This is a genomic window from Nocardiopsis sp. CNR-923 (assembly GCF_001942255.1).
In the GTDB taxonomy this organism is placed as follows: domain Bacteria; phylum Actinomycetota; class Actinomycetes; order Streptosporangiales; family Streptosporangiaceae; genus Nocardiopsis.
In genome coordinates, this window is the sequence record NZ_MKKC01000138.1 from 1 (window position 1) to 9,598 (window position 9,598).

The 9,598-nt window shown below is 70.8% G+C and carries 12 protein-coding genes and 1 pseudogene; 7 read left to right on the forward strand and 6 right to left on the reverse strand.

Going from position 1 to position 9,598, the window contains the following annotated elements; translation table 11 throughout:
• The 3 genes from BJF83_RS23870 to BJF83_RS23880 form a co-directional block, all read right to left on the reverse strand.
• Positions 1–445 (reverse strand): IS3 family transposase (locus BJF83_RS23870; RefSeq protein WP_143832062.1); only part of this gene is annotated, 445 nt, incomplete at its 3' end.
• Positions 442–729: a transposase gene (locus BJF83_RS23875; RefSeq protein ID WP_075928087.1), complete on the reverse strand. Its 288-nt coding sequence runs from the start codon at positions 727–729 to the stop codon at positions 442–444. The genes BJF83_RS23875 and BJF83_RS23870, both read right to left, overlap by 4 nt.
• Before the next feature lie 142 nt (positions 730–871).
• Positions 872–1,225, reverse strand: a complete 354-nt coding sequence (locus BJF83_RS23880; protein ID WP_143832063.1) for a transposase family protein — start codon at positions 1,223–1,225, stop codon at positions 872–874.
• Positions 1,226–1,251: 26 nt separating this feature from the next.
• On the opposite strand from BJF83_RS23880, the gene BJF83_RS27170 reads away from it, so the two are divergent.
• The 3 genes from BJF83_RS27170 (at position 1,252) to BJF83_RS23895 (ending at position 3,572) form a co-directional block, all read left to right on the forward strand.
• Positions 1,252–1,440, forward strand: a complete 189-nt coding sequence (locus BJF83_RS27170) for a hypothetical protein (protein ID WP_143832064.1) — start codon at positions 1,252–1,254, stop codon at positions 1,438–1,440.
• A gap of 570 nt (positions 1,441–2,010) precedes the next feature.
• Complete coding sequence (locus BJF83_RS23890) at positions 2,011–2,787, forward strand: tyrosine-protein phosphatase (protein WP_075928090.1); 777 nt, start codon at positions 2,011–2,013, stop codon at positions 2,785–2,787.
• Positions 2,788–2,966: 179 nt separating this feature from the next.
• Complete coding sequence (locus tag BJF83_RS23895; protein ID WP_262391824.1) at positions 2,967–3,572, forward strand: recombinase family protein; 606 nt, start codon at positions 2,967–2,969, stop codon at positions 3,570–3,572.
• 1 nt (position 3,573) lies between these two features.
• Here BJF83_RS23895 and BJF83_RS23900 read toward each other — a convergent pair whose 3' ends face one another.
• Positions 3,574–4,155, reverse strand: coding sequence for a hypothetical protein (locus BJF83_RS23900; RefSeq protein WP_075928091.1), 582 nt, complete (start codon positions 4,153–4,155; stop codon positions 3,574–3,576).
• A 476-nt stretch (positions 4,156–4,631) separates the two neighbouring features.
• Here BJF83_RS23900 and BJF83_RS23905 point away from each other — a divergent pair, with 476 nt between their 5' ends.
• The gene (locus tag BJF83_RS23905; protein ID WP_075928092.1) at positions 4,632–5,057 is read left to right on the forward strand and encodes a cupredoxin domain-containing protein; all 426 of its coding nucleotides are present in this window, start codon (positions 4,632–4,634) and stop codon (positions 5,055–5,057) included.
• 63 nt (positions 5,058–5,120) lie between these two features.
• Here the strand turns inward: BJF83_RS23905 and BJF83_RS23910 are convergent, their stop codons facing one another.
• Positions 5,121–6,053 (reverse strand): LysR family transcriptional regulator, encoded by a 933-nt coding sequence (locus BJF83_RS23910; RefSeq protein WP_075928093.1) that lies wholly within the window; start codon positions 6,051–6,053, stop codon positions 5,121–5,123.
• Between the two features lie 69 nt (positions 6,054–6,122).
• Between BJF83_RS23910 and BJF83_RS23915 the strand changes: the two genes are divergently transcribed.
• Both BJF83_RS23915 and BJF83_RS23920 read left to right on the forward strand, forming a co-directional pair.
• Positions 6,123–7,352, forward strand: a complete 1,230-nt coding sequence (locus tag BJF83_RS23915; RefSeq protein ID WP_075928094.1) for an MFS transporter — start codon at positions 6,123–6,125, stop codon at positions 7,350–7,352.
• 94 nt (positions 7,353–7,446) lie between these two features.
• Positions 7,447–8,401: pseudogene (locus BJF83_RS23920) on the forward strand (VOC family protein).
• Positions 8,402–8,467: 66 nt separating this feature from the next.
• Here the strand turns inward: BJF83_RS23920 and BJF83_RS23925 are convergent.
• Entirely contained in the window at positions 8,468–8,968 is a 501-nt protein-coding gene (locus BJF83_RS23925; RefSeq protein ID WP_143832065.1) for an ATP-binding protein, read from the reverse strand.
• Between the two features lie 447 nt (positions 8,969–9,415).
• Here BJF83_RS23925 and BJF83_RS27175 point away from each other — a divergent pair.
• On the forward strand, positions 9,416–9,598 hold a 183-nt coding region (locus BJF83_RS27175; RefSeq protein WP_262391825.1), incomplete at its 3' end, for a hypothetical protein.

Sequence of the window (9,598 nt, forward strand, 5' to 3'; positions counted from 1 at the left end):
CTAGGTAGAGAAAACCCTCCCACGTGGGAATATAGGTGACGTCTCCCACGAGCTTGCGTCCCGGCTCCGCAGCGGTGAAGTCCCGCTCCACCAGGTCGGGGATGCGGTGGTGAGGACCGGCCTCGGTGGTTGTCGGCCTCCAGGGGCGCGGTTGGCAGGTCTGGAGCCCCAGGGCCCGCATGAGGCGGCGCACCAGCTCCGGAGCGGCCCGCTCACCGGATCGCTTCAAGACGGCGTGAACGCGCCGGTATCCGTACGTCTCGTGGTTGGCGTCGAAAACGGCGGCGATCACCGACCTCAGCCGGTCGCGCCGTTTCTCTGTCGCTGATACCGGACGGTTTCGCCACTCGTAGTACCCGGATCGGGACACTCCTAGCCAGACGCACATGTCCACGATCGCATGGTTGTCCTTCTCCGCGTTGATCAGTTCGTACCTGGACGTCACTGATTCTCGGCCGCGAAGAAGGCAGTCGCTTCTTTTAGGAAAGCGACTTGCTCACGGAGCTTCCGGTTCTCGCGTTCCAGTTCTCGCTCACGCTCGGACTTCTCGGTGTCCTGCTGGGTGGGAAGTTGCCCGTGTTCGCGCTTATATGCCGCGATCCAGTTTCCGAGAGTGGTGTCATCGAGACCGAGTTCCCGTGCGACATGTACGACCGGGCGCGGCCCATCGAGCACCATGCGGACCGATTCGTTCTTGAACTCCTGGGAGTACGGTTTCTTGCGAGCCAACTACCCTTCCCTTCCGAACGTCCCCAATAGTAGTTGCGGACGTTCGGAAGCTTCGAGGCACCCCAAGCGCCGCCGGGTCGGCCTCCCAGGCCTGGGCGGGGGTGAGCCCGTCCAGGTCGCTGTGGGGGCGCTGGGTATTATACTAGTGCGCCCAGGTCCGCACCCGCTCGGCCAGGACTTCGATGCGCAGCGGCCCGACCTCGGCGTCTTCGGCCGCGGCCCGGCCGGCGGGGGAGTCGTCAACGGGCCCGTACAGGCACCCGGCCGCATCGCGCGGGCCGCCGGTGTACCCGGGCAACCCCGACAGCAAGGTCTGGTCGATGGTGCGGTTGAGCCGCTCCACCTTGCCCTTGCGGTGCGGGGTGTAGCCGGGCAGCCGCTGGGTGGCCACGCACAAGGCGGCCAGTACCCCCTCCACGGCCGCGGAAGCGAACTCCAGGCCGCGGTCGATGCGCACCCCGGCCCGGGCCCGCGCCGAAGGGCCCGCGCTCCACATCGTGGGCCAAGGCCATGCGGAGCGCGGTGAGCACCGTGCCCGAGTGCGGGGTCGCCGAGATCGCCCAGCCCACCAGGGCACGGGTGGCATCGCCCACGACCGTGGTGATCCAGGGGCGCAGAGCCGGCCCGCGCGGGGGCAGCACAACGACGGACAGCTGGGTGTGGTCCATCTCCCAGCCCTGGTCACCGGCCAGCTGGGGACGGGTCAGGTAGACGTCCTTGTCGCGGTGGGCCCGCTCCCCGTGCCGCCAGGCAGCGGCCTCGGCCAGGGTCATCTGGTCGGAGAACGCCCGGCGCAGGGTCCGGTCCGACACCGCCTCGGCTCCGGACCAGCCGCGGATCAGGAACTCCGGCACCGGGACCCCTGCCGCGACCGTGGCGCCGTCGACGACCGCTTGGCGGGCCCGGTGGACGGCGGCGACGTTGCCGCGAGAGTGCGCGAAGGCCTCACGGTCTGTGTTGCTGAGCCGGTAGGGGGAGCGGCCGCTCTCACGTTCGGTTCCGGCGGCGGCCAGGTAGTGCCACACGCTGCGTTCGCTCAGCGCGAGCCCCTGGGCGGCCAGGCGCACGTGAGCGGTCACCAACATTCCCGCCTCGCGCAAATTCTGTAACCGGGTCAGTGCGGAGTCGAGTGCTTCGCGGTCCGCTCGTGCCATGGCCCTCCTCACCGCTCTGGTTCGATGATGCGGCTTCAGCGGCTCGGCCGTCAGCGAACCGGTGAATTGACTGGAAAGGGACTAAGGAACTTTTCTTCTTCCGTGGGGGGAAGTATCCCTGGCGTTTATGAGCGACAGCAGACAGATCACCTGGGAAGGGTTCTTCAACACCCGTGACCTCGGTGACCTTCCTACCCGCCACGGCCGAACCACCCGTCCTGGGACCTTCATCAGATCCGCTGATCTGCGTTTTGTCACCGTCGAGGGGTGGCGGGCCGCCTACGACTCCGGTGTGCGCACCGTCGTGGACCTGCGCAACCCGGACGAGGCCCGACCGGCCCCAGGCGAAGGCCTCACAAGCCAAGGCGGGGCCGCCGCGTTCCCCGCAGGATCGGCCCAGACGCCCCTCCCGCCGGGGATGAGGCGTCTGGAGGTGCCCTTGGACGATGTCGAGGACGTCGAGTTCTGGAAGGACATCAATCGCAGGCAGCTGAACGGGAGCCCGCTCTACTTCCGACCCTTTCTCGATCGCAAAACCGAACGATGCGCCGCGGCGATCACCGCTCTGGCACAGTCGGGGCCCGGCGGGGTCCTGTTCCACTGCGGAGCCGGGCGCGACCGCACCGGCTTGGTCACCCTGTTGCTGCTCGCCTTGGCCGGGGTTGAGGCCGGTGCGATAGCCGATGACTACGAACTTTCCACCACCGCACTGGTGCCTCTCTTCGCTGCGATGGGGAAGGAGGACCAAGGGCCGGTGATCGAGTCTTTGCTGGCCGAACGCGGACTGACGTTACGCGGCAGCGTCCTCGACGTCCTCAAGGATCTGGACGCACAGACCTACCTCCTGGAAGCAGGAGTCACCAAGGAAGACCTCGCCCGAGTCAGGGCTCGGTTCCTGGATTGAACGAGCCTTTCAAAAAACCTTCGTTTTCTGAAGACCTCGGCGGGCGGGCGCCAGAATCCGCCCGGAGCCTGCAAGAACCCCTTCAGAAACCGGTGTTGTTCAAGAACCCCCGCCAGCTGTTTTCTGAGAGGATTGAGGGCATAGACACGCTCCCGGACCCGCTCGCGGACGAACCGGTCGTGCTCACCGAGATCCGCATCGGCTATGCCCGCATCTCCACCCGCGAGCAGAAGCTCGACCGCCAGATGGACGCACTCACCGCGGCCGGGTGCCGCCGCATCTTCGCCGACACTAAGTCCGGGCGCACCGACGAGCGCTCCGAGCTGAAGGCCTGCCACGCCTTCCTCAACCCCGGCGACACCCTGGTCGTGCCCTCCCTGGACCGGTACGGCCGCTCGCTCCAGGACCTGGTGACCATGGTCGCCGACCTGCGCCGCCGCGAGATCGGCTTCACCTCCCTGCACGAGAAGTTCGACACCACGACCCCTGGTGGGCGCCTGGTCTTCCATGTGTTCGCCGTGCTGGCCGCGTTCATCCGCGAGCTCATCGTGGCTGGCACCCGCGAGGGCCTGGCCGCCGCCCGCGCCCGCGGCCGGGTCGGAGGGCGGCCCAGCGTGGTCAACGCTGACCTGATCCGCGCGGCCCGCGACATGCTCCCCAACCCGGAGTACTCGGTGACCTCCATCGCCAAGCTGCTCGGCGTCAGCCCGGGGACGCTGTACAACCACATCCCCGACCTGAAAGAGCTACGGGCGGCCGCCGCCCGACGCGCTGTGGACGGGTGACCTACTCGGGAAAAGCCTCCATGAGGCTCAGATACCGCTCTACCGCATCCTGTTCCAACTCTTCCTCGATCGCTTGAACCTGACGAAGAGCAACCCTCTCCACCTCGTCCGTGTCGAGCATGTCGAAGACCGCCGGGCCATCAATGGCGATCTCCAACCGCCCATCCGGCAGGCTCGCTAGTCCCCGACCTTTCCCCCGGCCGCTGCCGGATGCGCCCCGCCCCTCCTTCGGGACGGCATAGCCATCCTGGAAGTCGGCCTCCACCAAGTGCTCCAAGGCGTTGCGGAGACTGGCCAGCTTCCTGTCTCTGGAGACACCATCTCGTTTGCGCAGTTGGCCCAAGCGGATACGCCATTGCTCAAGCTGATGTGCTGCCCAGACCAGGGTGTGCTCCTCGGCCCAGAGCGCACGGAAGGCCCGTCCGACGTCCTCCTCGGTTGGGCTCCAGTCCTCCATCCGCTCATAGTTCCTGCTGTCCAGGTGGAACTTCTCGCGAGCTTCGTCCACTCGTTCAATCTGCCTGAGCACTGTCTCAGCCCACGTGCGGACGAACAGGACCGCGTGTTCTTCTGCCTCCGACATAGCCAGACGCTATCGAGCCCGGTGAACTCCAGATGGCACACTCCATGCGGTCAGTGACCCAGATCACTGACACTTTCGTGGCCATGCCACTGACAGTTCGGTGTCCGAACCACTGACATTCACATGGCCACCGACAGACGGATCCGCCCGCTCGCTGACGGTGCCGAGTGAAGGAATCTACGTCGTAAAGGCGACGTTTTGGTTTTCCGCACAACACCGCTCCCACCTCAGTGTCCACGCGATGTGTCCGATCGTGTGCGCAATGTCATGTCCACCCCCCCTTTCCCTACAGCCCCATCTGTGTCAGGTTGAGGCCCGCCTGGTGCGGTCGTGGGCCCGCTGGGGGAGTTCCCCCGGCCCCGGACCACCAGACGCCGGGTGTTCGACCGCCCGGCGCTCACCGCCCCGGCCCGCCCGGTCCCGCGCGCGACCCGTGGTTCCACGATTCGTTCACCCCCCAAGAGGAGACCAGCACGATGGCACGTCCTACCCCTCTGGCCGCCCTAACCCTGGCCCTCGGCCTCGCCCTCGCCGCCTGCTCCGGCGGCGGCGCCGACGCCCCCGACGACACCGCGACCGAGGAACAGGCCGCACCCAGCGGCTCCGCCGAGGAGGACGGCGAGGTCGTGGCGACCATCGCCGTCACGGCCGTGGAGATGTCCTACGCCGGCTTCCCCCAGGTCCTGCCCGCGGGCACGACCCGGATCGACTTCGACAACGCCGGGCAGACAGAGCACGACCTGGTGGTCGAGGAGCTCGGCGACGAGCAGATCGTCCCCGTGATCGAAGGCGGCGCCAGCCAGAGCGTCACCGTCACCCTCCAGCCCGGCACGTACACCTTCTACTGCTCGGTGGGCGACCACCGGGCCATGGGCATGGAGGTCACCGTCACCGTCGAGTAGGCGGCCACGGCGCCTCCCGCCCGCCCCGGCCCCGCTCCGCGGCGGGCGGGAGCGGGGCCCGCCTCACCCCGTCAGATCGGGGATGAGGCGCGGCCCCACCCGCCGCACGTGCTCGCGGAACGACGCCACCGCCGGGGGCTCGTACCCGCCCCCGGACCCCTCCCGCGGCCAGACCACCCCGATCGGCCGCGTGGTGTCGGCGCCGAGGACCGCCAGCTCCGCCGTGCCGCCCAACGGCCCCCGGGGCCGCGCGGGCAGCACCGCCACCCCGAGCCCCGCCGCGACCAGCCCGCGCGCCGTCGCGATGTCGTCGGCCTCGAACGCCACCCGGGGCGTGAAGCCCGCGCGGTCGGTCAACCGGTCGGTCAGATGGCGCACCCCGCGCCCCGGCTTGAGCAGGATGAACTCGTCCCCGGCCGCCTGCGCCACCCGCACCCCGCCGGTCACCGCGGCCAGGGCGTGGTCCTCGGGCACCACCAGCCGCAGCGCCTGCGTGTGCAGCGTCGCCGACGCCAGTCCGGGCCCGGACGGCAGCGGCGAGGTCAGCGCCAGATCCGCGCCGCCCGAGGAGACCCGCCGCAGGGACTCCGCCCACGCCTCCTGGGTGAGTGTGAACCGCACCCCGGGATGCCGTGCCCGGAAGCCGCGCAGCAGCGCCGGAACCACCTCCACGCCCAGGGTGGGCAGGAAGGTCAGCGCCACCCGCCCCTCCTCGGCGTCGGCCAGCTCCGCCAGGCCCGTCCGCAGGTCCTCCAGGGCGCGCCGCACGTGCGGCAGCAACAGCCGACCGGCACGCGTCAGCCGCACGCCGCGCCCCGTGCGCTCCACCAGCGCCATCCCCAACTCCTCCTGGAGCCGGGCCAGCGCGCGGCTCAGCGTCGGCTGCGGCATGTCCAACACCTCGGCGGCCCGCGTGACGTGCTCGGTCTCGGCCACCGCCGCGACCATGCGCAGTCGCGGCGCCAGAACGCCGACCAGGGCATCCGTAGTACTCATGCCTTTCAGTATGAAACACCCACAACACATGCATTGGACGCATGAAACGGGTCTTCCTAGTGTGGAGCCATGTCCGCGGCCAGCAGCCCCGTGCCCGTCCACGACACCCGCCCGCGCGCGGGCACCCGCGCCTACCGGCGCACGGTCGCGGCCATGGTCGCCGCCGCCGTGGCCACCTTCGCCCAGCTGTGGTCGGTCCAACCGATCCTGCCCGCCATCGCCACCGGTTTCGACGCCTCCGCGGCCGAGGCGGCGCTGGCCGCGTCCCTGGCCACGGGCGGCCTGGCCGGGTTCACGCTCGTGTGGAGCGGGACCGCCGACCGGATCGGCCGGGCCCGCGTCATCGCCCTCTCCCTGCTCGCGGCCACCCTCCTCGGGTGCCTGGCGCCGCTGGCCACCGACCTGCCCGCCCTGCTGGCCGCCCGCTCCCTCCAGGGCGCGGCCCTGGGCGGAGTGCCCGCGGCCGCCGTCGCCTACCTCGCCGAGGAGATCCACCCCGTCGACGCCCCGCGCGCCACCGGGCTCTACATCGCGGGCAACCCGCTGGGCGGCATGGGCGGGCGCCTGCTGGCCGGGTTCGCGGCGGACCTGGGCGGCTGGCAGTGGGGGATCGCCGCCAACACCCTGCTCGGCGTGGTCGCACTGGCCGTGTTCGTGCTGGTCCTGCCGCGCCGGAACGCCGGCGGGAGTCCCGCGCCCGACCGCGGCGCCGGAGCCAGCCCGCGCGGACGGCTGCTCGCCGCGCTCACCACGCGGGGGCTGCCCGCCCTCTACGCCCAGGCGCTGCTGCTCATGGGCTCGTTCATGACCGTCTACAACCTGCTCGGGTTCCGCCTGGTCCAGGAGCCCTTCGGGCTGTCCCAGTCGACGGCCTCCCTGCTGTTCCTCGCCTACACCGCCGGGATGCTCGGCTCGGCCGTGGCGGGGGCGGCCTGCGCACGCTGGGGCGGGTACGCGGTGCTGCTGGCCGCGACCGCGCTCATGGCGGCCGGACTGTCCGGCCTGGCCACCACGTCGCTGGTCGCCCTGGCGGCCGCACTGCTGGTGATGACCTTCGCGTTCTTCGCCGCGCACGCCACCGCCTCGGCGTGGGTGGGCCGGCGTGCGACGGCCGCACGGGCGCAGGCCATGGCCGTGTACACGCTCGCCTACTACCTGGGGGCGAGCCTGTTCGGCTGGTGCGGCGGACTGGTCTACGACGCCACGGGTTGGCGCGGCGCGGTGGTCTACGCACTGGTCCTGTGCGTGCTCGCGGCGCTGGTCGGCCTGCGCCTGCGCCGACGGACCGCCCCCTCCTGAACCCGGCTCACCGGAGGTTTGCCGACACCGGTGGAGGGCAGATCCTCCCACGGCCTTTTGTTCAAACTTCAACTACGTGTCGGAAGGCGACGCCATGGACGTGCGCCCCACGGGCCTGCACCACGTGACCGCGATCGCGACCGATCCGCGCGCCAACGCGGACTTTTACCGCGACGTTCTCGGCCTGCGCCTGGTCAAGCGCACGGTGAACTTCGACCTCCCCGACACCTACCACCTGTACTACGGCGACAGCGCGGGCAACCCCGGCACCGTCCTGACCTTCTTCCCCCGGCCCGCGCCCCGCCCGGCCGCCCGGGCGCGGGCCAGGCCACCACCACGACGCTGTCCCTGCCCGAGGGGTCGCTGGGCTGGTGGGCCGACCATCTGGCCGCGCTGAACGTGGCCGCCACCCGTCCCGCCGCGCGCGCCGAGGAGGACGTCCTGGCGCTGCGCGACCCGGACGGCCTGCTCATCGAACTCGCCGCCAACGCCGACCCCCACGACACCGACCCCTGGGACGGGGGAGCGGTGCCGGTCGAGCACGCCGTCCGGGGCATCCGCTCGGTCACGCTGACCGAGCAGGACACGGAGGGGACCGCGCGCATGCTCGGCGACCAGCTCGGCTTCCGGCTCGTCGACGAGTCCGGGGACCGGCTGCGCTTTCGCGCCGTCGCGGCCGCGGCCGCGACGGGCGCCATCGTCGACGTCGTGGCCGCACCCCGGGCCGAGCGCGGCCTGGTCGCGGCCGGAAGCGTCCACCACGTCGCCTACCGGCGCCCGACCGCGCGGCCCAGGACGCCTGGCGGCTGGCCCTGACGCGTGCGGGAGTGGACGTCACCGAGGTCCGCGACCGCCGCTACTTCACGTCGATCTACTTCAACGAACCCGGTGGCGCGCTGCTGGAGATCGCCACCGACGGGCCCGGCTTCGACGTCGACGAACCGCTGGTCGCACTGGGGTGCGGGCTGCGTCTGCCGCCGTGGCTGGAGCCGGACCGCGCCAGGATCGAGCGGCGCCTGCCGGGTATGGGAGGGACGCGCCCGGCCTGACCGGGGCACGGACCGCGGCGGCGTCCCCTGAGCCGGGCGTCGCCGCTCCCGCCCGGCTCCGAACGCTCAGCCGTCGGCGCGGGGCCGTTCGAGCTCGGCCCACACGTGCGTGCCCGCGTCCGTGCCGGGAGAGAAGCCCCAGCGGTCGCAGCACGCCTGGACCAGCGTCAGGCCCCGGCCGCCCTCGGCCTGGTCGTCGCCGAACCCGGCGCCCAGCCCGGGGGAGGCCGCCGTCCCGCGGTCCAGGACCTCCACGCGCAGCCCGGTGCGGCCCGCGCGGCCGTCCAGCCAGGTCAGGATCAGGTCGACGGGCGGTCGTCCGTGCCGGACGGCGTTGGCGACCAGTTCGGTGACGACCAGGTGGGCCGCGTCCTGGAGGATCTCCTGGCCCAGACCGCGCAGGAAGTCCCCGACGGCCGTGCGCGCTCCGCGGGCCGCGGTCGGCGTGTGGGGAAGTCGGCGGGACAGGCGCCTCGGGCGGGGGTCCCCACCCTCGGCGGGCGTGGGACCGGTCCCGGGGTCGTCGATTCCCGTGGGAGCGATGACCGTGCTGGCGACCGTGGGCATGAAGGCGTCCTCGGCGGAAACGGGCGGGAGCGGTGTCCGGGTCGGCCGGGTGGCCGTGGACACCCCCGACGCTCTGGTCGGGGGAGTGGGATGTGACGTTCCGCACTCCTGCTGCGTCCCTCCACTGTGACAAAATCCCCTCCCGTTGGCAAGAGATTCATTTGCAAAACATCAAATTCACGACCGATTCAGTTTCGAATCACCATCTTGGCAATCAAAACAGCAAGCGCGGGCGTGGTTCGGCGGGGGTGAGAGCCGTTCGTGCGTTGGAGGATCTACGCCGTAAAGGCGCCTTCGTTCGTTCCCCCATCCTACCCCTTCGCATTCACACCGCCACCAAGCGTGTAGAAACCTCCGGCCGCGGGAAGGCCAGCCATCGAACACTCGTGTGACACCCCCTCCCCAACGGGGACGATCCCCTCCACGACCCCCACAGCGCGAGGCCGCATGGACACCCATCCCCAGCACACCGACTCCACGGGGGCCACGCACAACCACGCCGACGTCTCCTCGCCCGCCAACCTCGTCCAGAGCGGCGCCATCCACGGAGGCGTCCACTTCCACGGGCCCCCACCGACGCCGAGCGCGCGCAGGAATCCGTCGAGGACGGCGGCGGGGTCGCGCGCGGCG

Coding starts and splice junctions, on each gene's coding strand:
- BJF83_RS23880 (WP_143832063.1), bottom strand. CDS start 1,225: ATGTGGAGCGCGGGCCCTTCGGCGCGGGCCCGGGCCGGGGTGCGCATC.
- BJF83_RS23890 (WP_075928090.1), top strand. CDS start 2,011: ATGAGCGACAGCAGACAGATCACCTGGGAAGGGTTCTTCAACACCCGT.
- BJF83_RS23900 (WP_075928091.1), bottom strand. CDS start 4,155: ATGTCGGAGGCAGAAGAACACGCGGTCCTGTTCGTCCGCACGTGGGCT.
- BJF83_RS23905 (WP_075928092.1), top strand. CDS start 4,632: ATGGCACGTCCTACCCCTCTGGCCGCCCTAACCCTGGCCCTCGGCCTC.
- BJF83_RS23910 (WP_075928093.1), bottom strand. CDS start 6,053: ATGAGTACTACGGATGCCCTGGTCGGCGTTCTGGCGCCGCGACTGCGC.
- BJF83_RS23915 (WP_075928094.1), top strand. CDS start 6,123: ATGTCCGCGGCCAGCAGCCCCGTGCCCGTCCACGACACCCGCCCGCGC.
- BJF83_RS23925 (WP_143832065.1), bottom strand. CDS start 8,968: ATGCCCACGGTCGCCAGCACGGTCATCGCTCCCACGGGAATCGACGAC.